This is a genomic window from Mesorhizobium sp. 113-3-3, from assembly GCF_016756495.1.
In the GTDB taxonomy this organism is placed as follows: Bacteria; Pseudomonadota; Alphaproteobacteria; order Rhizobiales; family Rhizobiaceae; genus Mesorhizobium.
The window spans coordinates 2,015,682-2,037,957 of record NZ_AP023243.1; the positions used below are offsets into that span (position 1 = coordinate 2,015,682).

A 22,276-nucleotide genomic window follows, 5' to 3' on the forward strand; every position below is an offset into this window, starting at 1 on the left:
CACCTCCGGCTTCTACGGCCGGAAAATGTCATTCCTTGAATAAGGTCAATCCATGCTGCACCGACTGCCCGCCGTCGATCGGCAGGATGGCGCCGGTGACATAGCTGCCCGCACGGCTGCACAAATAGAGCGTTGCGCCGGCAATGTCATCCGGTGCGCCGATACGGCCGATCGGAACATGGCCGCCGACATGCCTGGCCTGCTCATCCGTACCGGTGGCAAAGGCCGTCATGCGGCTCTGGAAAGGGCCGGGGGCAAAGGCGTTGACGGTGATGCGGCGGGCCGCGAATTCGAGCGCGAGCGTGCGGGTCAGATGGTGAACCGCGGCCTTGGACGCGGTGTAGGAATAGGCGTCGTCGGCCAGCGGCTGCGTGCCCATCACCGAACCCAGATTGATCACCCGGGCCGGATCGGCGTCGCTGGCGGCGGCTTCGAGCAGCGGCAGCAATTCGCGGGTCAGGTGGAAGACGGCGGTGACATTGACGCCAAGCACCTTGGCCCATGCCGAATAGGGAAAACTCTCGAGCGGCGCGCCCCAGGAAACGCCGGCATTGTTGATCAGGATATCGAGTTTGCCGGTCCGCGCCTTGACCTCGGCGACGAGTGCGGCGATGCCAGCCTCGCTGGAGACGTCGCCGGCGAAGCCCTCGGCGCGGCCCGGGGCGCCGAACGCGTTCAATTCATTGGCGACCTTGACGCAGTCCTCGCCCTTGCGCGACGCGATCATGACGCTGGCGCCGGCCTTGACCAGCGCTGTCGCCGCCATGCGGCCGATGCCGGTCGCCGCGCCCGTCACCAGCGCGGTCTTGCCGGCCACCGAAAACAGCTCGTCCAGATAGGCCATTCCGATCCTCCGCGCTTTGCCCTGGGCAAAGAGTTCGCGTTGACAAGGCTATCCGAAGTACGGTCATCCTTGCCACGGGTAAATTGCCGGGCCTCTATGAAGGGTTAGCGACCGATGACGGAGATGAATCTCGGCATGACCGAGCGGCTGAAGCCGATCCACGCGCGCGTCGCGGCCATGGTGCGCGACGAGATCATGCCGCTCGACAAGGAATTCTTGGGCGAGGTGGGCAAGGCGGGCGACCGCTGGATCTACACGGCGCGGCAAACCGAGATCCTCGAAGGGTTGAAGAAGACGGCACGAGAGCGCGGCCTGTGGAACTTCTGGCTGACCGGCTCGGAACGCGGCTATGGCCTCTCCACCGTCGAATATGCCTATCTCGCCGAAGAGATGGGCAAGGCGCATCTCGGCGCCGAAACCTTCAATTGCTCGGCGCCCGACACCGGCAATATGGAGGTGCTGGAGCGCTACGGCTCGGCCGACCACAAGAAGGCGTGGCTGGAGCCGCTTCTAGATGGAAAAATCCGCTCGGCCTATCTGATGACCGAGCCTGATGTCGCCTCGTCCGACGCCACCAACATTGCGATGCGCTGCGAGCGGCAGGGCGACGACTATGTGCTCAACGGCGAGAAATGGTGGGCCTCTGGCGCTGGCGACCCGCGCTGCGCCATCTACATCGTCATGGTGCGGACCGGCGGCGACGACGAGCCGCAGCACCGCCGCCATTCGATGATCCTGGTGCCCGCGGACACCAAGGGCGCGACCAAGGTCCGCGCCATGCAGGTCTATGGCGACGATGACGCGCCGCATGGCCATATGCACCTGCGCTTCGACAATGTCAGGGTCCCGGCAACAAACCTGATCCTCGGCGAGGGCAGGGGCTTCGAGATCGCGCAAGGGCGGCTCGGCCCCGGCCGCATCCATCACTGCATGCGCGCCATCGGCCAGGCCGAGATGGCGCTGGAGATGCTGTGCCAGCGTTCGGTGCGCCGCGAGGCCTTCGGCCAGAAGCTGGCGAAACTCGGCGCCAATTTCGACATCATCGCCGAATGCCGCATGGAGATCGAGATGGCGCGGCTGCTCTGCCTCAAGGCGGCCTGGATGATCGACCAGGGCGATGCGCGCGCCGCTGCCCCCTGGATCAGCCAGATCAAGGTCATCGCGCCGCGTGTCGCGCTGAGGATCACCGACGAGGCGGTGCAGATGTTCGGCGCGCAAGGCATCAGCCAGGACACGCCGCTGGCGCGGTCGTGGACGCATCTGAGGACATTGCGCCTCGCCGATGGGCCCGACGCCGTGCATCGCCGGCAGGTGGCGCGGACGGAGCTGAAGAAGTACACGCAGGAGAAGCTCTGAGCGGCGGCCGCTGCACCACGGGCCTTCTGTCAACAACCAAGGAGTGTCACCGATGACCATTCCCTCCGAAATGAAGGCGTTGCTCCTGGTCGGCGACGGCTACACCAAGACGCCGAGCGGCAGTGCGCTAGAGGCGATGGAGCCGTATCTCGTGCCGGGCATCATCGCGGTGCCGGCGCCCGGACCGAGCCAGGTGCTGATCAAGGTCAGCCTGGCTTCGATCAACCCCTCCGATGTCGCCTTCATCAAGGGCCAGTACGGCCAGCCGCGCGTCAAGGGCCGGCCGGCCGGCTTCGAGGGCGTCGGCACGATTGTCGCCGGCGGCGACGAGCCCTATGCCAAAAGCCTTGTCGGCAAGCGCGTCGCCTTCGCCACCGGGCTCAGCAACTGGGGCTCGTGGGCTGAATATGCCGTTGCCGAAGCGGCGGCCTGCATTCCGCTGCTCGACACGGTGCGCGACGAAGACGGCGCGGCGATGATCGTCAATCCGATCACCGCGATCGCCATGTTCGACATCGTCAAGCAGGAGGGCGAAAAGGCCTTCATCATGACCGCCGGCGCCAGCCAGCTCGGCAAGCTGATCATCGGCTTGGCCAAGGAGGAAGGGTTCCGGCCTATCGTCACCGTGCGCCGCGATGAGCAGATCGCGCCGCTGAAGGAGATCGGCGCTGCCCATGTGCTCAACGAGAAGGCGCCGGATTTCGAGGCCACGCTGCGCGAGGTCATGAAGGCGGAACAGCCGCGCATCTTCCTCGATGCGGTCACCGGGCCGCTGGCTTCGGCCATCTTCAGCGCGATGCCGAAACGGGCGCGCTGGATCATCTACGGCAAGCTCGACCCGGACGCCACCATCATCCGCGAGCCTGGCCAGCTGATCTTCCAGCACAAGCACATAGAGGGTTTCTGGCTGAGCGAATGGATGCGGCAATTCAAGGATCGCCGGGGTCCGGCTATCCTGGAAGCGCAGAGGCGTTTTTCCGACGGGCGCTGGTCGACCGATGTGACGGCCGTCGTGCCGCTTGCCGAGGCCATCGCGCGGGTGCCGGCCGAACTCGCCAAGCCCAACGGCAAGGTTTTCATCCGGCCTTGATGCTGTTCCAAGCGGTGCCGGAAGGCCGAGTACGAGGCTTTCGGGGCCATTTCCGGTTAGGACGCCCGGGCGTCTAGTCATCTGCAGCGGCCCGCCGAGATCATAACCGCGTCCTTCACCCCCTATGCCTCGCCGCTTTGTCCGTGATATGCCGCCGCCATCGAATGCCGGGACAGTGCTGGACTGAGCCTGTTCCGGGTGTCGCGGGGTGTCTTGATGACGATGTCCAAGCCGGTTTTCGACCGTTTGGGGTTTGGCCTGTGGATCGGGGCGTTCCTGATCGTTCTTGTCCTGGTCCTGTGGTCTCCCCACACGCGGACGGTCTGGCAAGCCTATATCGATGGCAGCGAGGCGCTACTGGCCCGCCAGCCGCTCTACAACACCCAGTCCGAGATGGGGTATCTCTACGCGCCGGCCTTTGCCGCGCTCTATGTTCCGATGGTGAAGCTCGGTCCGCATCTGGGCGGCTTGGTGTGGCATAGTATCGGCTTCGGGGTGCTGACCTTTGCCGCGATGCGGCAGGTGCGCAAGCTCGGCGGCGGTGAATTGCCTTGGCTGCTTTCCTTCGGGCTGTTCCTGGCCCTGCCGATGGCGCTGGGGGCGATCCGCAATGGCCAGGCGACGATCCTGTTGACCGGCGCCTGCTGGCTGCTCACCTTGTCGGCGCTCGAAGGGCGGCGTGCCGAAACCTTCTTCTGGGCCTCCGTCGCTATCATCGCCAAGCCGACCGCGATCATCATGCTTTTGCTGGTCGGCGCCCTGCGCCTGCGGCTGATACCGGTGCTGGTGCTGGCGGTGCTGTTCGTGCTCGCCTTGCCCTATGCGTTTGTTCCCGCAAGCTATCTCAACGAGCAATATCGTGTTTTTGGCGGGATGTTGACCTCGATGGCTGTCGACAACACCAGCCACTTTGTTCCCACCGACTTCACGGCGCCCTTCACCAGGATCGGACTGCCCATCCCGGAATTCGGCGCCACGATCATTCGCATCGTCATGGCCCTGTTCACGCTTTCATTCGTCATCTGGTTCGACCGCAGGCTCGAACGCGGAAGAGCTGATCTCGCCATCTTCCTGACGGCGACGTTCTACATGTGCGTCTTCAACCCGCGCGTCGAGCCCAACACCTATGCCATGATCGCCGTGCCTGCCGGTCTCGCTATCGCCTTGTTGTGGCGCGAGGAACGCGGCGGTGTCCTGGCTTCGGTGCTGTCGTTGGCGCTGTTCCTGACGGGGCTGACCGGGGTCGAGCGTCATATCCAGGAGTTCACGTACCCGTGGTTCCGGCCGATCGCGGTCACCCTCGTTGCCGGTTCCCTGATCTGGTGGTTCTGGGCCAAGGCGCAAGGCAAGGTGACGCGAGACAAGGTGATGAATGAAAGGCCTGTCGCACATGGCTGAGTCGCGGCCCGTCCTCGATATCGTCGCGCCGTTCTTGAACGAGGCGCAATCGGCATCGGCCTTTGCCGCATTGCTCGACAAGCTCGAAGTCGAGGTGTCGCAGCGCTTCGGCATGAAAGTCCACAAGATCCTGGTCGATGACGGCAGCAGCGACGATGGCGCCGAGCGGTTTTCGCGGGCACTGTCGGGTTCCTGGGAGATCGTGCGGCTCAGCCGCAATTTCGGCAAGGAGGTCGCGGTGCTCGCCGGCCTCGATCAGTCGCGCGGCGACATGGCGCTGGTCATGGACGCCGACCTCCAGCATTCCATGGACACCAGCCTGAGGATGATCGCCGAGTTGGTGGAAAATCCCGATATTGACGTCGTCTTCGCGCAGAACGACCGCCGCGAGGCCAGCTGGCGGCGCAGCCAACTGGCGAAGCTGTTCTACAGCCTGATCAACAGCAGCCAGCGTTTCGACATTCCGGAGAATGCCGGTGACTTCCGCGTCATGCGTGGCGCGGTGGTGCGCGCGCTGACCAGCCTGCGCGACAAACGGCGCTTCAACAAGGGCCTGTTCGCCTGGGCCGGCTTCCGCCAGAAAGCCATGCCCTATTCGCCGGAGAACCGTGTCACCGGCACGTCGAAATGGAGCCGGCTCAACCTGATCGCCTTCTCGCTGGAGGGGTTTACGTCCTTTTCCGTCATCCCGCTGCGCATCATCAGCCTGAGCGGGATGCTGGCGGCGTTGGCGGGCATCGTCTATGGAGCCAAGGTGTTCTTCGAGGTGCTGTTCTACGGCATCGCCGTCCCCGGCTATCCCAGCCTCATGGTCGCCGTCGTCCTGCTCGGCGGCCTCAACCTCACCTTGCTCGGCCTGATCGGCGAATATGTCTGGGTCACGCTTTCGGAAAGCAAGGATCGGCCGGTCTATATCGTGCGCGATGTCGTGCGCGGCGGCGTTCCGGAAGGTCCGCCAGGCGCGTCCGGCGCATGACGCGGCGCATCCGCCTGATCGCCGACGACTACGGCCTGGCGCCCGGCGTCTCGGCCGGGATTCTCGACCTGCTCGATCGCGGCCGCCTGACCGGTACCAGCTGCATGACCGGCTTTCCGGAATGGCCTGATGCGGCAGCGGGGATCAAGCCGCTGTGCGGCCGCGCGGCGGTCGGATTGCACCTGACCCTGACGGACCAGCCAGCCATCACCGGCCGATCGAGCCTGGCGCCGGAAGGCCGGCTGCCGCCGATGCGTTCGCTTGCATTGCCGATCCTGCGCGGCAAAATCGACGAGCGGGATGTCCATGCGGAGCTCGACGCGCAGTACAGCCGCTTCGTCGAGGCGCTTGGCCGCCGACCCGACTTCATCGACGGGCACCAGCACGTGCATTTCCTGCCTGTCGTGCGTACATGGCTGCGGACGCGTTTCCCCGAAGCGGGCGACGTGCCGGCGCTGCGCGGCGCGCCGGCGCTGGGCAATGCCGCCGTGGCGCCGAAAGTCGCGGCAATCGCTGCCGTGGCCGCCGGCTTCAACCGCTCCATGACGCGCGCCGGCTTCACCCTTTTCGAGCCGCTCGCCGGCATCTATGACTGGCGGCAGCCCGAGAGATTTGCTCCGGTTTTGCAGGCCGCAGTCGAGGCGTTGCCGGAGCGAGGCCTGTTCATGTGCCACCCCGGCCATGTCGATGAGACGCTGCGGGCGCGCGACCCGATGCAAGGCGTGCGCGAGGTGGAATTCGCGGTGCTGGCCTCGGACGATTTCGGCGCGAGCCTCGCCCGCGCCGGCGTCGAGATCATGGGCGGCAAGGGATGAGCGGCGCCGACCAGCCCCGGCGTTCGACCGGCAGCAAGATCGTGCGCTTTGCGATTGTCGGGCTGGCGAACACGGCTATCGACCTTGCCGGCTTTTTCCTGCTGCTGAAGCTGCATGTCCCGCCGCTGCCGGCCAATGTCATCTCGTGGTCGATCGCCGTCGTCTTCTCTTTCGTGGCCAATGGCTTCTGGTCGTTCGAGCGCAACCAGGCCATCCGGCTGCATGACGCCTTCCTGCGTTTCGTCTCGCTTGGGGCGCTGATTTCGCTCGGCGTCTCCAGCCTGTCGATCGCGCTGTTCGCCGGCATCGCCGGTGTGTGGCCGGCGAAGATCGGCGGTGTCATCGTGGCGGCGGTGCTGAATTTCCTTGCCGCGCGCTGGTCGATCGAAGGCCGGCTGCTGAAATAGCGGCTACTGCGCCGGCTCCACACCGACATAGGCGGCTTCCTCGAGCTCGCGCTTCAGGCGTGTTTCCTCTTGGGTCTTCGGCGTGACGAAACGGCCAAGCAGGAGATAGGCGACCGGCGTCAGGAACAGCGTCGAGATAGTGGCCAGGCCTAGCCCGCCGACGATCACCCAGCCGAGCGCCACGCGGGCCTCGGCACCCGCGCCGGCGGCCAGCACCAGCGGCACACCGCCAAGTATGGTGCAGATCATCGTCATCATCACCGGCCGCAGGCGGATGATCGAGGCCTGCTCGATCGCCTCACGCACGCCCAGCCCGCGATCTCGCAGCTGGTTGGCGAATTCGACGATCAGGATGCCGTTCTTGGCCATGACACCGACCAGAAGCACCAGGCCGATCTGGCTGTAGGCGTTGAGGCTGGTGCCGGACAAGAGCAAGGCGAAGATGGCACAGGCGAGCCCAAGCGGCACCGTGGCCATGATGATGACGGCGCTGACGAAGCTTTCGAACTGCGCGGCCAGCACCAGGAGGATGATGACCAGCGCGAAGCCGAAGATGGTGATCATGGCGCTGTTGGTTTCGCCCAGGGTTGCTGCTTCGGCCAGCGGCAGGATGCGGCTGCCCGGTGGCAGGAACGGCGTCGCGATCTCCTCGGCGCGGCTCAGCGCGTCGCCAAGCGCGAAATTGCCCGAGAGGTTGGAAGTGATGGCCACCGATGGCTGCTGCTGTTCGCGCGACAGCGATGGCGGCACGGCGCGCTCGGTCAGCGTGGCGATGGTCGACATCGGCACGAAGCGGCCATCTCCCGTCTTCAGGAAGACATTTTCCAGATCGGTCGGATCGTTGATCGGATTGGTCGTCGAGACCAGCTTCACGCCATAGCTGCGGTCGGCGATGTAGACGTCGACGACATCATTGCCGTCGAGCATGGCCTGCATGGTGTTGGCCAGGCCCGTGATGTCGATGCCGAGGTCGGAGGCGCGCTCGCGGTCGATGGCGACGGCCAGCTGCGGCTGCGTCGGGTCGATCGACAGGCGCGGCGTCTGGAAGCGCGGGTCCTTCTGCATTTCGGCGATGATCTTCACCGCCGCGTCGCCGAGCGCCTTGCGGTCGTTGCCGACCAGCGCGAATTGCAGGCCGTTGCCGGCGCCGCGGATGCCGAGGCTGTTGGGCTGCACGGGGAAGATGCGCACGCTCGGCACCTGTTTGGTCAGCTGGCTGATCTCGGCCATGATCTCCTGCTGGCTGCGGCTGCGCTCGTTCCAGGGCGCCAGCGTCATCACCATGAAGCCGGAATTGTAGGAGCCGTTCTGGCCGGCATTCTCGAAGGTCGAGCGGATCTCGCCGGAATCGCGCATCGGCTGGATCAGCTTCTCGATCTTCTGCATCTGCTGCGTCGTGTAATCGAGGCTGACGCCTTGCGGGGCATTGATGCGCAACAGCACGGCCGCGCGGTCCTCGGTCGGCGTCAGTTCCTGGCGAATGGTGCCGAACAGGGCGAAGGCGGTGCCGGCAAACAGCACCGCGACCAGAACCACGATCCAGGGCGCCTCGAGGCAAGCGTGCAGGGTCCGCTTGTAGGCGGTATTCAAGGCGCCGCCGATACGGGCGCCGATGCCGCGGCCGCTCTCGTGATGGAGCGAGGCCCCGGTCAGCATGCGCGAGGCGAGCATCGGGCAAAGCGTCAGCGCGACCACGCAGGACAAAAGCACCGACATGGCGAGCACGAAGCCAAATTCGCGGAACAGGCCACCGGTCTGGCCGGGCAGGAAGGAGATCGGCACGAAGACGGCAACCAGCGTCAGCGTCGTGGCGACGACGGCGAAGAACACTTCCTGCGCGCCGAGCACGGCGGCGGCGCGGGGTCCCATGCCTTCGTTGCGCCGTCGCACGATGTTTTCAAGCACCACGATGGCGTCGTCGACGACAAGGCCCGTCGCGAGCACCATGGCGAGCAGCGTCAGGATGTTGACCGAGAAGCCGGCGAGATAGATGGCGGCGATGGTGCCGATCATGGCGACCGGCATCGACAGGCCCGGGATCAGCGTGGCGCGCCAGTCGAGCAGGAAGATGTAGATGACGATCAGCACCATGGTCACCGAAAGGCCGAGCGCGATCTCGACCTCGTGCACGGCGCCCTTGACGAAGACGGCGTCGTCGCTGGTGATCTTGATCGCCATGCCCTTGGGCAGGTTCTCCTGCAGCTTGGCGACGGCGGCCTGAACGCCGGTCGAAATGTCCAGTGTGTTGGATTCCGCCTGACGGATGATGCCGATGCCGATGCCGGTCTTGCCGTCCGAGCGCAGCGTGGTCTGGCCGACATCGGGGCCGAGCGTTACGGTTGCGACATCGCGGATGCGCGTCGTGCCGCCGATGACGATGTTCTCAAATTCCCCGGGCGTGGTCACGTCGGCGGTCGTGCGGACGATCAGGTCCTGGTTGGTCGTGGTGATCGACCCGGCAGGCGAATCGAAAGCGACGGATGCCAGGGCTTTCCTGAGGTCGGCCACCGTGAAGCCGAGGCTGGCGAGCTTGTTCTGGTCGACGTCGATGCGGAAGATCTTATCACGGTCGCCATAGACCTGGACGTCGGCAACGCCGGGCACGGCGGCCAGTTCGTCCTCGATCTGGTCCTGCACCACGACGGTCATGTCCTGGATCGACATGTTGTCCGAGGTCACCGCCAACCGCATCACCGCGTCGGAATTGGCATCGGCCTTGACGATGCGCGGCGGATCGGCGGTGTCCGGCATCTGGTTGGCGACGCGGCCGACGGCATCGCGCACGTCGGAGGCGGCGACATTGAGGTCGACGCCGTCGTTGAATTCGATGGTGACGCGACTCTGGCCGAAGGAGGAGGAAGACGAGATCGACTTGACGCCGGAGACACGGGCCACCGCGCCCTCGATCGTGTCGGTCAGTTCGCGGTCGACGGTCTCGGCGGCTGCCCCCGCGAAGGTGGTCGAGACCGTGACGACGGCGCGGTCGACGTCGGGCAGTTCGCGGATCTCGACGCCATAGAAGGCGGCAAGGCCGGCAACCGCGATGAGGACGTTGAGCACGAAGGCCATGACCGGCCTGCGGATGAAGAGCGCGGTGAAGCCGGTATCGCTGGCGGCGTTGACAGATCCGGTCATGAGCCTTCGGCGGCGTTGGCGGGGCGCGGTTCCTGGCCGGCGATGCGGACCTCGCCGCCCTCGCTGACGCTCTGCGTGCCTTCGGTTACCACCATGTCGCCGCTGTCGATCGCGGCGTCGATCAGCACGGTCTCGGTGTTGCGCTGGATGATGCGCACCGGCACGCGTTTGGCCTTGCCGTCCTCGATCTGCCAGACATAGGCGCCGTCCGAGCCCCACAGGATCGCCAGCGGGCTGACGGCCGGGTAGGTCTCACCGGGGAATTTCATGGTGATGGAGAAGGACATGCCGGCACGCAGCGAATCGGCGGGATTGGCGATCTTGGCCTTGACCAGCAGCGTGCGGCTCTTCTCGTCGATGTGGTTGTCGATGGCCGAGACCGTGCCGGTATAGGCGTTGCTCGGATTGGCAATCGGCGTCGCGGTCAGTTGCGCGCCGACCTTGACGGCGGCGGCGAAGCGTTCGGGCACCTGGAAGTCCACCAGGATCGAGGAGCGGTCGTCGAGCGTGGCGATCGCCGACTGGTTTGTCACGTAGTTGCCGGCGGAGATCGGCAGGATGCCGACAGTGCCCGATATCGGCGCCAGGATAGACCGGCGCTGCAATGCAAGTTCCGCATCCTGAAGCGCGAGCTTGGCGCCTGCCAGAACCACCTCGGCGTCGGCAACGGCGACCGGCGTCGCCGCATTGGAAGCGCGCAGCGATTTGACACGATCAAGCTTGGATTGCGCATCCTGCAAAGCGAGCTTGGCGCGATCCTGCGAGATGATCTCGGTTTCGGAATCGAGCGTCGCGATAATCTGCCCCTTGTCGACATGGCTGCCGGATTCGACCAGCAGCTCGGCAAGGCGGCCCGAACTGTAGGGATTGACGGTCACCGAAGCATTGGCACGGCCGGTGCCGATCGCCTGCAGCCGGTCGTTGATGACAGCCGAGGCGGCCGGGGATGCAACGATGGTGGCAATCCGGGCGCCGTTGCGTTTTGCCTGCCCGGAACCGGCCGTGGCCGTGTCTTTCGCGGGAGGTGTTGCGCCATAGGCCCAGTCGATACCCCAGCGCGCCAGCACTTGCGGAGCGCCGGGGTAGAAGCGCGCCCACGCGGCCGCGGCGGCGACCACGATCACAAACGCAAGGACAATCTGTTTCCAGCTCGGCATCGACACTCCAGCGGCAAGAATCGCCTGCCGGTTCCAGGTGGAAGCGGATGCAGCGACGATACGGGCTGGCGGCGAAAACCGGCCACGCCACATCCCGGTATCACCGGTTTATGGCAATTATCACGCAATCGTGCACATTAAATCTCGGTAACGTGAACTCCGCCCGCTCGGTTTGGGCCGGATGCGATTGCTGGAGGGCTGCTTAACGCAGGCCTTCCATCTCGCGGATGCGCCGGGCGCCGTCGGCCTCGAGTTGTGTTGTGACGGCGCCGATCAGTGTTTCGGCGACGACGAAGAGCGCGGCCGAGGAATCCCACGCGGAAGGCACCGCGGTCCGTCCGGCAATGACGTGGCGGGCAAACCGGGCGATCGGCGACAGCCACTGATCGGTGAACAGCACGATCTGGACGCCGCGCTGATGCGCCTTCTCGGCGAAGCGCACGAGACTGTCCTGGTAGCGCCTGATGTCGAAGATCACCAGCACGTCGCGCTTGCCCATGTCGATCAGCCGGTCGCGCCACATGCTCTCCTGGCCGGCGAGGTGAAAGACATCGGGCTGGATGACGGCGAGGTGGGCGGCCATGTAGCGCGCCAGCGGATCGGTGAAGCGGCCACCGATGAGGAATGTCTTGCCGCGCCGGTCGGCAAGCCGTGCGGCAATGTCCTCCAGCTGCTTGTCGGAGAGGTGGCGGAAGGTTTCGCGCATGTTGTCGAGCGTCGCTTCCAGGATCGGCGACACGGTGCCGCCGCCGGGTGAGGGCGGGTTGAGCGTACGTATCGCCGGCGACTGCAGCTGCGCGGCCAATTCGTCCTGCAGGCTCGACTGGAACTCCGGATAGTTCTGGAAGCCGAGCCGGGCCACGAAACGCAGGATCGTCGGCGAGGAGACGCCGGCGGCGGTCGAGAATTCGGCGACCGTCTTCAGGCCGATCATAGGATAGCTGGCGATCAGCGTCTGGGCCGCGCGCCGTTCGCCGGCCGGCATCGTGCCGATGCGGTCGGCGATCAGTTCGGCAATGCTGGAAATCATCTTTTCCCCACCCCTTGGCCTGGCCCATGAGATCGCATTTGACAAAGCCGGGTAAACTGTATGAAATCATCCATAGGGACGCAATGAGGTAAAATACGTAACATACGATACAGCGCTCCCCGGGGACCGCAGACTATGGAGAAAGCACGGCCCGCCAGCCTTGCATCGTCCGATACCGTAGGGGTGATCAACCCGGGCGGATCGAGCCCTTTCGTGCTGACCTGCGACCACGCCTCCAATTTCCTGCCCGCCGAATTCGGCACGCTCGGTCTTGCCGCCGAAGACCTGTCCCGGCACATCGCCTGGGATCCCGGCGCTCTGCCGGTGGCAACGCGCATGGCGCAAGCACTCGATGCGACGCTGATCGAAACCCGCATTTCGCGTCTGGTCATCGATTGCAACCGGCCGCTCGACGCGCCGGACCTCGTGCCGCCGGTCAGCGAGACGACAGCCATACCGGGCAATGCCGGCCTGTCGGAAAAACAGCGCGCGGCGCGGGTCGCCCTGTCATGGCAGCCGTTCCACAACACCATCGAACGCATCGTCGAGGAACGGCTGGCGCGCGGCCAGGAGACCCGGCTGGTGTCGGTGCATTCCTTCACGCCCGTCTACAAGGGCCACGACCGGCCTTGGCATATCGGCATCATCCATGACGACGATCGCCGGCTGGCGTCGCCGCTGATATCGGCGCTCAAGCGGCTCGCCGGCATCACCGTCGGCGTCAACGAACCCTATTCGCCTGCCGATCGCGTCTATTTTACGCTGGAACGGCATGCGCGCTCGCGCGGGCTGCCCTGCGCGATGATCGAAATCCGCAACGATGAAATCTCCGGTGACACCGGGCAGCGGAAATGGGCGGATCTGCTCACAGGCATTTTTTCGGATCTGGAACCAGAGGAGGCCACGCGGCCCAGATCGCATTCAGTCAGAAAGTCAGTCCAATCGGCCAGCTGAGAAACAAACAGGGGACTTCCAATGGCAGCACCGGGTTATACAGACGTTGACAAGGCGGAGGACGTAAAGCACCTCCACAGCATGGGCTACGCCCAGGAACTGGAGCGGCGTCTCAGCCGCTTTTCGAATTTCGCGGTTTCCTTCTCCATCATCTGCATCCTGTCGGGCGGCATCAATTCGCTGGCGCAAGGCACATCCGGAGCCGGTGGCATCGGCATCGGCGTCGGCTGGCTGGTCGGCTGCTTCGTCTCGCTGACCTTCGCGGTCGCCATGTCGCAGATCAGCTCGGCCTATCCGACGGCCGGCGGCCTCTATCACTGGGGGTCGATCCTCGGCAATCGCGGCACCGGCTGGGTCACGGCCTGGCTCAACCTGCTCGGCCTGATCACCGTTCTCGGCGCCATCAATGTCGGCACCTGGACGTTCTTCATCGGCGCGTTCGGGCCGGCGCTCGGCATCGAGGGCACGCTGACCAACCAGATGATCTTCCTGGTCGTCATCACCGGTCTTCAGGCGCTGATCAACCATCTCGGCATCAAGCTGACTGCGAAGCTGACCGATTTCTCGGGTTATCTGATCTTCTTCGGGGCTATCCTCATCGCGGTGGTCTGCCTGATTTTCGCCGAGCATTGGGACGTCAGCCGTCTCTTCACCTTCCACAATTATTCCGGTGACGCCGGCGGCGGTGTCTGGCCGTCGGTTTCGAATGCCTGGGTGTTCGCGCTCGGCCTGTTGCTGCCGATCTATACGATCACCGGCTACGACGCTTCCGCGCACACCTCGGAAGAAACCATCAAGGCGGCCTCTTCCGTGCCGCGCGCCATGGTGATGTCGGTCGTCTGGTCGGCTCTCTTCGGCTATCTGTTCCTCGCGGCTTTCGTGCTGATGATCCCGAACATGGACGACGCCGCCAAGCAGGGTTGGAACGTGTTCTTCTGGGCCTTCGACCAGCGCGTTCCCTCCGGCCTCAAGGAGTTCGTCTACCTCGTCGTGTTCGTCTCGCAGTTGCTGTGCGGCCTGGCCACGGTGACCTCCGCCTCGCGCATGATCTTTGCCTTCTCGCGTGATGGCGGCCTGCCCGGCTCGGCGGCACTCGCCAAGGTCAGCCCGACCTACCGCACGCCGGTGGCGGCGATCTGGACGGCATCGATCCTGTCGGTGCTGTTCGTCTGGGGTTCGACGCTGGTTTCGGTCGCCGGTACTTCGGCCTACACCATCGTGGTGTCCTGCACCGTCATCTTCCTGTTCCTGTCCTTCACCGTGCCGATCGTGCTCGGCATGCTGGCCTGGGGCACGCCGAAGTGGGACAAGATGGGTCCGTGGAACATGGGGCGCGGCGTGTTCATGCTGTTTGCCTTCCTGTCGATCGTGTCGATGATCCTGATCTTCATCATCGGCATCCAGCCGCCGAACGACTGGGCCCTCTACATCACCGTCGGCTTCTTCATCCTGACGGCGATCGTGTGGTTCGCCTTCGAGCGCAACCGCTTCCAGGGCCCGCCGCTCGGCGACATCATCGCGGCGCGTCAGGCCGCGATCAAGGCAGCGGAACAGGCGGTCGGCGAAACCGGCCACTGACATCTCCCATCAAGGCCATGGCCGGGATCGTGCCGGCCATGGTTTCGTCTATCCCTTTCAAACGCCAAGCGCTGGAGTGCCACAGGAATGGCCGGAAATTTCTCGTTCGATCAGTTGAAGAAAGCGGTCTCCAGCGGTGAGATCGACACGGTGCTGGCCTGCATCGTCGACATGCAGGGGCGGCTGGCGGGAAAGCGTTTCCTGGCACAGTACTTCGTCGATTCCGCGCATGACGAAACGCATGGCTGCAACTATCTGCTGGCCGCCGACATCGATATGGAGCCGGTGCCCGGCTACAAGGCGGCAAGCTGGTCGAAGGGCTATGGCGATTTCGTCATGAAGCCGGACTTGGCCACGCTGCGGCGCATTCCATGGCTGGAAAAGACAGCGCTCGTGATCTGCGACGTGCTCGACCATCACACCCATGACGACCTGCCGCATTCGCCGCGTGCCATCCTGAAGAAACAGGTCAAGCGGCTCTCCGAGCGCGGCTATATCGGCTATTTTGCCTCCGAACTCGAATTCTATCTGTTCAACGAGACCTATGATTCCGCCCGCAAGAAGCATTGGCAGGGCCTCGATACCGCTTCGCCCTATATCGGCGACTACCAGATCGGCATCACCACCAAGGAAGAAGGCGTCATGCGCCGGCTTCGCAACGAGATGGAAGCGGCCGGCATCCCGATCGAGAATTCCAAGGGTGAGTGGGGCCCGGGCCAGGAAGAAATCAATGTGCGTTACGCCGAGGCGCTCGACATGGCCGACCGCCACGTCATCCTGAAGAACGGCGCCAAGGAGATCGCCGAGTCCGAGGGCAAGGCAATCTCCTTCATGTCCAAGTACAATTACGGCCTCGCGGGCAATTCCAGCCACATCCACAATTCGCTGTGGAGCGCCGACGGCAAGACTCCTCTGTTCTACGACAAGAAAGCCGACTGGACGCTGTCGACGCTCGGCCAGCAATGGGCCGCGGGGCAGTTGAAATATGCCAAGGAATTCACCTGGTTCCTGGCGCCCTACATCAATTCCTACAAGCGCTTCCAGGCCGGCACCTTCGCGCCGACCAAGATCATGTGGAGCGAGGACAACCGCACCGCCGGCTTCCGCCTGTGCGGTGAGGGCACCAAGGGCATCCGCATGGAATGCCGCATCGGCGGCGCCGACCTCAACCCCTATCTCGCCTTCGCGGCGCTGATCGCGGCCGGCCTCGCCGGCATAGACGAGAAGCTCGAACTGCAGAAACCCTTCGTTGGCGATGCCTACCAGGCGTCGCGCCTGCCGGAGATCCCTAAGACGCTGCGCGACGCCACCGAGACGCTGGCCAAGTCGAAGATGCTGAAGCAGGCGCTCGGCGAGGACGTGCTCGAACATTATGTCCACACCGCTAAGTGGGAACAGTTCGAATACGACCGCCGCATTACGGATTGGGAACTGCACAGGGGGTTCGAGCGGTATTGAATATGGACTGGAACAAGCGCCATCGCGGCTACGACATGTCGGCGGCGGAATGGGTTGCGCGTGTTCCAAACGAACTGGATGTCGATGCGGTCGGTCTGTGGCAGATTATTCCTGTCGGGCGGCATGAATTCGGTCTCGACGGCCAGGACTTGGAAACGTTCACCAGGGCGGTTCTGAAGGGCCTCCTGGCAAAGGGAGCGATCCCGATTACCGGTCGGGGCGAGACCTGGGTCGCGGAACACAAGTATGGGTCAGGACCGGAAGAGATAATCGAGACTGTCGTGAAAGTTTGGCTGTCGAAAAATATGCGCGAACCAGACGTTGAAGACGTCTGGTTCGGCACGTCAACCGTGTTGGAAGAATGAAGTTCAGGAGCGTTTAATTGGAAACCGTAAAACTCAAATCCCCCATCGATGGCTCGATCTATGCCGAGCGGCCGGTGGCAACGGACCAGGCGATCAACGCCGCTGTCGAGCGCGCCAAGGCGGCGCAGGAGAAGTGGGCTGAGACGCCGATCGTCGAGCGCGGCAAGTACATGCTGGCGATGCTCGAAGCGCTGGTGGCGATGACCGACGAGATCGTGCCGGAGATCGCCTGGCAGATGGGGCGTCCGGTGCGCTATGGCGGCGAGTTCGGCGGCGTCAAGGAACGCACCAACTACATGGTCGAGATCGCAGAAGCCGCGCTCAGATCCGTACCGGCTTCCAATCCCAAGGACGGCTTCCGCCGTTACGTGAAAAAAGATCCGCTGGGCGTGGTCATGGTGATCGCGCCGTGGAACTATCCGTATCTGACCGCCGTCAACACCATCGTGCCGGCGCTGATGGCCGGCAACGCCGTCATCCTCAAGCACGCGGCACAGACGCTGCTGGTCGGCGAGCGGTTTCAACAGGCTTTCGACAAGGCCGGCCTGCCCAAGGGCATGTTCCAGAACATCGTGCTCAACCATGCGCAGACCGAGAAGCTGCTCGGCTCCGGCAAGATCGATCATGTCAATTTCACCGGTTCGGTCGGTGGCGGCCGTGCCATCGAAAAGGCGGCGGCCGGCACCTTCATGACACTTGGCCTGGAGCTTGGCGGCAAGGATCCGGCCTATGTGCTGCCCGACGCCAAGATGGACCATGCGGTCGCCAATCTGGTCGACGGCGCCTTCTACAATTCCGGCCAGTGCTGCTGCGGCATCGAGCGCGTCTATGTGCATGAGAAGGTCTATGACGAATTCGTCGAGGGCTTCATCGCCGAGACGAAAAACTATGTCGTCGGCAATCCGCTGGAACAGGCGACGACGATGGGGCCGATGGCGCAGGCGCGTTTCGCCGACCTGATCCGCGAGCAGAAAGCCGAAGCGCTGCGCAAGGGCGCCAAGGCGCACATCAACATGAAGGTGGCTGACGACAAGGCCGGCTCGCCCTATCTGGCGCCGGAAGTGCTGACCGAGGTCGACCATCAGATGAGCGTCATGCGCGAGGAAAGCTTTGGCCCGATCGTCGGCATCATGAAGGTGCGCAACGACGAAGAGGCGATCGCGCTGATGAACGACAGCGCCTACGGGCTGACGGCCTCGATCTGGACCCGCGACACCGAGCATGCGGTGGCGATCGGCAATCGCATCGAAACCGGCACGGTGTTCATGAACCGCTGCGACTATCTCGATCCGGCGCTGGTCTGGACCGGCGTCAAGGACACCGGCAAGGGCGCGGGACTGTCGGCCATCGGCTACGACAATCTGACCCGCCCGAAATCCTTCCACCTGCGCGAAGCCATCTGATTTTTCGAAAGACAAAAAATGTCCAAGCTGATCTCCAAATGGAACTACCCCACCACCGTCCGCTTCGGCGCCGGGCGCATCAAGGAACTGCCTGAGGTGCTTGAAGCCACCGGCATCAAGCGGCCGCTCTTCGTCACCGATCCGGGCCTGGCCAAACTGCCGGTCGTCGCTTCGACGCTGAAGATCCTCGACGACGCCAAGGTGCCTTACGGCGTGTTTTCCGAGGTGAAGCCGAACCCTGTCGATTCCAACCTCACCGCTGGCATTGCCGTGTTCAAGAAGGGCAAGCATGACGGCGTCATCGCCTTCGGCGGCGGCTCGGCGCTCGATCTCGGCAAGCTGATCGCCTTCCAGGCCGGTCAGACGCGGCCGGTGTGGGATTTCGAGGATGTCGGAGACTGGTGGACGCGCGCCAATTCGGACGCCATCGCCCCGATCATCGCCGTGCCGACCACCGCCGGCACCGGCTCGGAAGTCGGCCGCGCCGGTGTCATCACCAATGAAGAAACGCACACCAAGAAGGTCATCTTCCATCCGAAGCTTTTGCCGGCAATCGTCATTGCCGATCCGGAGCTTTCGGTCGGCATGCCGGCTTTCATCACCGCCGGCACCGGCATGGATGCGCTCGCCCACTGCCTCGAAGCCTATTGCGCACCGGGCTATCACCCGATGGCCGACGGTATTGCGGTGGAAGGTATCCGGCTGGTGTTCGAGAACCTGCCGAAGGCCTATGCCAACGGCAAGGACCTCGTCGCGCGCGCCCATATGATGAGTGCGGCGGCCATGGGCGCTGCCGCCTTCCAGAAGGGACTGGGCGCCATCCATTCGCTGTCGCACCCGGTCGGCGCGCTCTACGACACCCATCACGGCATGACCAACGCGGTGTTCATGCCCTATGTGCTCGCCTTCAACCGTGACTCCATCGAGGAGCGTATCGCCCGGCTTGGGGCCTATTGCGGCATCAAGGGCGGCTTCGACGGCTTCGCCAAGGCGATCATCAAGCTGCGCAAGGAGCTGAAGGTGCCGCACGCGCTGCCTGGCCTGATCAAGGGGCTCGATATGGACAAGAAGCGCAAGGCGCTGATCGCCGACATGGCGGTGGTCGATCCTACCGCCGGCGGCAACCCGGTCAAGCTAACCAAGAAGGCGGCGCTGACGCTGCTGGAAAACGCCATTGCCGGTACGATCTGAGACGTTTTCGGCATAGGAAATTGATCTGAAAAAGGGGTACAAAAACAAGGGGAGGGGATGAAGGGCAAGGCACAAACTAATTAGCCGGAAAAAGAATTGCGAGGCGATTGCTACAACCGGTTAAAAAGAGTTTACTTTTCGCACTGCGAGCAGCCGGTTTCATAAAGCTTTCATCTGGCTGTCACATGAAAACGATACCGCATCGCAGGCGTCCAACGGCGTCAGTTCAACGGAGAGAACACATGTTCAAATTCACGGGGAAGGTGCTTTCCCTTTCGGCCGCGACCCTTATGGTGTCGTCGGTGATTTCGTCCGCGGCTTCGCTGGACGATCTCGTCAAGGCCGCGAAGGCCGAGGGCCAGCTCACCACCATCGCCCTGCCGCACGACTGGTGCGGTTACGGCGACGTCATCGCCGGCTTCAAGGCGAAGTATCCCGAAATCACCATCAACGAACTCAACCCCGATGCCGGTTCCGGCGACGAGGTCGAGGCGATCAAGGCCAACAAGGACAACAAGGGCCCGCAGGCGCCCGACGTTATCGACGTCGGCCTGTCCTTCGGTCCGTCCGCCAAGAAGGACGGTCTGATCCAGGCCTACAAGGTATCGACCTGGGACTCGATCCCCGACAGCGCCAAGGATGCAGACGGCTTCTGGACGGGCGACTACTACGGCGTGCTTTCCTTCCAGGTGAACAAGGACCTGGTGAAGACGTCGCCGACGGACTGGGCAGATCTCCTGAAGCCGGAATTCGCCAACTCGGTTGCTCTTGCCGGTGATCCGCGCGCCTCGAACCAGGCCATCCAGGCGGTGTATGCCGCTGGCTTGTCGACGGGTGCGGCTGCTGGTGAAGCCGCCGGCACCGCTGGCCTCGACTTCTTCAAGAAGCTCAACGCCGCCGGCAATTTCGTGCCGGTCATCGGTAAGGCCGCGACGCTGGCCCAGGGCCAGACCCCGATCCTGGTCACCTGGGACTACAACGCGCTCGCCGGCCGCGACACGCTGAAGGGCAACCCGCCCGTCGACGTCGTCGTGCCGAAGACCGGTGTCGTCGCCGGTGTCTACGTGCAGGCGATCAGTGCCTACGCACCGCATCCCAATGCGGCCAAGCTCTGGCTGGAATACCTTTATTCCGACGAAGGCCAGATCGCCTGGCTGAAGGGCTATTGCCACCCGATCCGTTTCAACGATCTCGCCAAGAACGGCAAGATCCCTGCGGACGTGCTGGCCAAGCTGCCGCCGGCTGAGTCCTATGCGGCCGCGGTGTTCCCGACGCTTGACGAGCAGGGCAAGGCCAAGGAAGCCATCACCAAGAACTGGGACGCCGTTGTCGGCGCCAACGTCAAGTAACAGTTGAGATCCACCGGGCGGCTTCACGGCCGCCCGGTTCTTTCTCTCGAAGACGGTAGCCGGCGCATGACCGATATCTCAATGTCCGACCACGCTGTTTCCGGGAAGACCGCGCCTCCCGCCGAGGCGCGCAGCATGAGGCTGCCGACCCAGTGGCTCGGTGTCGCGCCCTTCTTCATCTTCGCCATAATGTTCCTGATCCTGCCCACGCTCTATCTGATGCTGGGCGCATTCCAGAACGATGCTGGTGAATTCACACTCGAAAACATAGTTGCATTGGCGCAGCCGTCGATCGTTGCCGCCTACTTGATTTCGATCAAGGTCAGCCTTGCTTCATCGCTGATTGGCGCCTTTGCGGGTCTGGCGATTGCCATTGCCATCGTGCGTGGCGGCCTGCCAGACTGGATACGCTCGGCGACCCTGACGTTTTCCGGCGTCGCCTCGAATTTTGCCGGCGTGCCGCTGGCCTTCGCCTTCCTTGCCACACTCGGCCGGCTCGGCCTTGCGACAGTGATTCTGAACACGCTGTTCGGTCTCAACATCTACGCGCATGGCTTCAACATCCTGTCGTTCTGGGGACTGACGCTGACCTATGTCTACTTCCAGATTCCGCTGATGGTGGTCATCATCGTGCCGGCCATCGACGGGCTGAAGAAGGAGTGGGGCGAGGCCGCCGCAACGCTGGGTGCGACCATGTCCCAGTATTGGCGCATGGTGGTCATCCCGGTGATTTGGCCGAGCTTCCTCGGCACCGTGATCCTGTTGTTCGCCAATGCCTTCGGCGCCATCGCCACCGCCTATGCGCTGACCGGCTCGTCGCTCAACATCGTGCCGATCCTGCTCTATGCCCAGATCCGTGGCGACGTGCTGCACAATGCCCATCTCGGCTATGCCATAGCCTTCGGCATGATCGTCATCACCGGTCTTGCCAATGTCTTCTACATCTGGTTCCGCACCCGTTCTGAGAGGTGGCTCAAATGAAGGCTGGCAGGTTCTGGGCCTGGGTCGTCTTCGCGCTGGGCGCGGCCTATTTCTTCATTCCGCTGATCGCGACGGTGGAGTTCTCCATGCGCATGCGGCGCGGTGTCTACTCCTTTGACGCCTATAAGGTCGTGCTGGGCGACGCACGCTTCCAGGCGACCTTCGGCTATTCGGTGCTTGCCGCCGTTTTCACCATCATTCTCGGCGTGCTGATCGTGGTGCCCGCAGCCTACTGGATCCGGCTGCGGCTGCCGCAGCTGCGCCCCATCGTCGAGTTCATCACCTTGCTGCCGCTGGTCATCCCGGCCATCGTCATCGTCTTCGGATACATCAGAATGTATGGCTCGAATTCGCCGTTGCCGTTCCTGGCGACCGACACGGGCACCAATGCCTTGTTGGTTATCGGCTATGCCACACTGTCGTTGCCCTATATGTACCGCGCGGTGGATACAGGACTTCGCACCATCGACGTGCGCACGCTGACGGAAGCGGCGCAGATTCTCGGCGCCGGCTGGGGGACGATCGTCACCCGTGTTATCCTGCCCAACGTGTTGATCGCGGTGTTGTCGGGTGCGTTCCTGACCTTCGCGATTGTCATCGGTGAATTCACTATGGCAAGCCTGCTCAACCGGCCGGCCTTCGGCCCGTATCTGCAGAACATCGGCGCCAACCGCGCCTATGAACCGGCAGCGCTTGCAATCATTGCCTTCGCCATAACCTGGGGTTGCATGTCGCTGATCCAGATCCTGTCTCGCTTCGCGCCGAAATCGGCGAACCGCCCGAACTGAT

General features: G+C 63.7%; 19 protein-coding genes. 15 read left to right on the forward strand and 4 right to left on the reverse strand.

Annotation, left to right across the window (positions count from 1 at the left end):
- Nucleotides 1-28: 28 nt before the first annotated feature.
- Nucleotides 29-844, reverse strand: coding sequence for an SDR family oxidoreductase (locus JG746_RS09835; RefSeq protein WP_202357954.1), 816 nt, complete (start codon nucleotides 842-844; stop codon nucleotides 29-31).
- Nucleotides 845-958: 114 nt separating this feature from the next.
- On the opposite strand from JG746_RS09835, the gene JG746_RS09840 reads away from it, so the two are divergent.
- The 6 genes from JG746_RS09840 (at nucleotide 959) to JG746_RS09865 (ending at nucleotide 6,886) form a co-directional block, all read left to right on the forward strand.
- Complete coding sequence (locus JG746_RS09840) at nucleotides 959-2,200, forward strand: acyl-CoA dehydrogenase family protein (protein WP_202357955.1); 1,242 nt, start codon at nucleotides 959-961, stop codon at nucleotides 2,198-2,200.
- Between the two features lie 52 nt (nucleotides 2,201-2,252).
- Entirely contained in the window at nucleotides 2,253-3,290 is a 1,038-nt protein-coding gene (locus tag JG746_RS09845; RefSeq protein WP_202357956.1) for a zinc-binding dehydrogenase, read from the forward strand.
- Nucleotides 3,291-3,506: 216 nt separating this feature from the next.
- Entirely contained in the window at nucleotides 3,507-4,688 is a 1,182-nt protein-coding gene (locus JG746_RS09850; RefSeq protein WP_202357957.1) for a glycosyltransferase family 87 protein, read from the forward strand.
- Nucleotides 4,681-5,664 (forward strand): glycosyltransferase family 2 protein, encoded by a 984-nt coding sequence (locus tag JG746_RS09855; protein WP_202357958.1) that lies wholly within the window; start codon nucleotides 4,681-4,683, stop codon nucleotides 5,662-5,664. Before JG746_RS09850 ends, JG746_RS09855 begins: the two co-directional genes overlap by 8 nt.
- Nucleotides 5,661-6,479, forward strand: a complete 819-nt coding sequence (locus tag JG746_RS09860; protein WP_202357959.1) for a ChbG/HpnK family deacetylase — start codon at nucleotides 5,661-5,663, stop codon at nucleotides 6,477-6,479. Before JG746_RS09855 ends, JG746_RS09860 begins: the two co-directional genes overlap by 4 nt.
- Nucleotides 6,476-6,886 (forward strand): GtrA family protein, encoded by a 411-nt coding sequence (locus JG746_RS09865; protein ID WP_202357960.1) that lies wholly within the window; start codon nucleotides 6,476-6,478, stop codon nucleotides 6,884-6,886. The genes JG746_RS09860 and JG746_RS09865 overlap by 4 nt, the downstream gene beginning before the upstream one ends.
- Before the next feature lie 3 nt (nucleotides 6,887-6,889).
- Here the strand turns inward: JG746_RS09865 and JG746_RS09870 are convergent, their stop codons facing one another.
- The 3 genes from JG746_RS09870 to JG746_RS09880 form a co-directional block, all read right to left on the reverse strand.
- Complete coding sequence (locus tag JG746_RS09870; protein ID WP_202357961.1) at nucleotides 6,890-10,021, reverse strand: efflux RND transporter permease subunit; 3,132 nt, start codon at nucleotides 10,019-10,021, stop codon at nucleotides 6,890-6,892.
- Nucleotides 10,018-11,178, reverse strand: a complete 1,161-nt coding sequence (locus JG746_RS09875) for an efflux RND transporter periplasmic adaptor subunit (RefSeq protein WP_202357962.1) — start codon at nucleotides 11,176-11,178, stop codon at nucleotides 10,018-10,020. Before JG746_RS09875 ends, JG746_RS09870 begins: the two co-directional genes overlap by 4 nt.
- 202 nt (nucleotides 11,179-11,380) lie before the next feature.
- Nucleotides 11,381-12,208, reverse strand: coding sequence for a MurR/RpiR family transcriptional regulator (locus tag JG746_RS09880; RefSeq protein ID WP_202357963.1), 828 nt, complete (start codon nucleotides 12,206-12,208; stop codon nucleotides 11,381-11,383).
- 135 nt (nucleotides 12,209-12,343) lie between these two features.
- On the opposite strand from JG746_RS09880, the gene JG746_RS09885 reads away from it, so the two are divergent.
- From JG746_RS09885 to JG746_RS09925, 9 genes are all read left to right on the forward strand, one after another.
- Entirely contained in the window at nucleotides 12,344-13,162 is an 819-nt protein-coding gene (locus JG746_RS09885; RefSeq protein WP_202357964.1) for an N-formylglutamate amidohydrolase, read from the forward strand.
- Nucleotides 13,163-13,183: 21 nt separating this feature from the next.
- The gene (locus tag JG746_RS09890) at nucleotides 13,184-14,740 is read left to right on the forward strand and encodes an amino acid permease (RefSeq protein ID WP_202357965.1); all 1,557 of its coding nucleotides are present in this window, start codon (nucleotides 13,184-13,186) and stop codon (nucleotides 14,738-14,740) included.
- An 87-nt stretch (nucleotides 14,741-14,827) separates the two neighbouring features.
- Entirely contained in the window at nucleotides 14,828-16,198 is a 1,371-nt protein-coding gene (locus JG746_RS09895; protein ID WP_202357966.1) for a glutamine synthetase family protein, read from the forward strand.
- A 2-nt stretch (nucleotides 16,199-16,200) separates the two neighbouring features.
- Nucleotides 16,201-16,563: a hypothetical protein gene (locus JG746_RS09900; protein WP_202357967.1), complete on the forward strand. Its 363-nt coding sequence runs from the start codon at nucleotides 16,201-16,203 to the stop codon at nucleotides 16,561-16,563.
- 17 nt (nucleotides 16,564-16,580) lie between these two features.
- Nucleotides 16,581-17,966 (forward strand): aldehyde dehydrogenase family protein, encoded by a 1,386-nt coding sequence (locus JG746_RS09905; protein WP_202357968.1) that lies wholly within the window; start codon nucleotides 16,581-16,583, stop codon nucleotides 17,964-17,966.
- Nucleotides 17,967-17,984: 18 nt separating this feature from the next.
- Nucleotides 17,985-19,157, forward strand: coding sequence for an iron-containing alcohol dehydrogenase (locus JG746_RS09910; RefSeq protein WP_202357969.1), 1,173 nt, complete (start codon nucleotides 17,985-17,987; stop codon nucleotides 19,155-19,157).
- A gap of 242 nt (nucleotides 19,158-19,399) precedes the next feature.
- The gene (locus JG746_RS09915; RefSeq protein ID WP_096450001.1) at nucleotides 19,400-20,506 is read left to right on the forward strand and encodes an ABC transporter substrate-binding protein; all 1,107 of its coding nucleotides are present in this window, start codon (nucleotides 19,400-19,402) and stop codon (nucleotides 20,504-20,506) included.
- Nucleotides 20,507-20,572: 66 nt separating this feature from the next.
- Entirely contained in the window at nucleotides 20,573-21,487 is a 915-nt protein-coding gene (locus JG746_RS09920; RefSeq protein WP_096449999.1) for an ABC transporter permease, read from the forward strand.
- Entirely contained in the window at nucleotides 21,484-22,275 is a 792-nt protein-coding gene (locus JG746_RS09925; RefSeq protein WP_202352760.1) for an ABC transporter permease, read from the forward strand. The genes JG746_RS09920 and JG746_RS09925 overlap by 4 nt, the downstream gene beginning before the upstream one ends.
- Nucleotide 22,276: the final 1 nt, after the last annotated feature.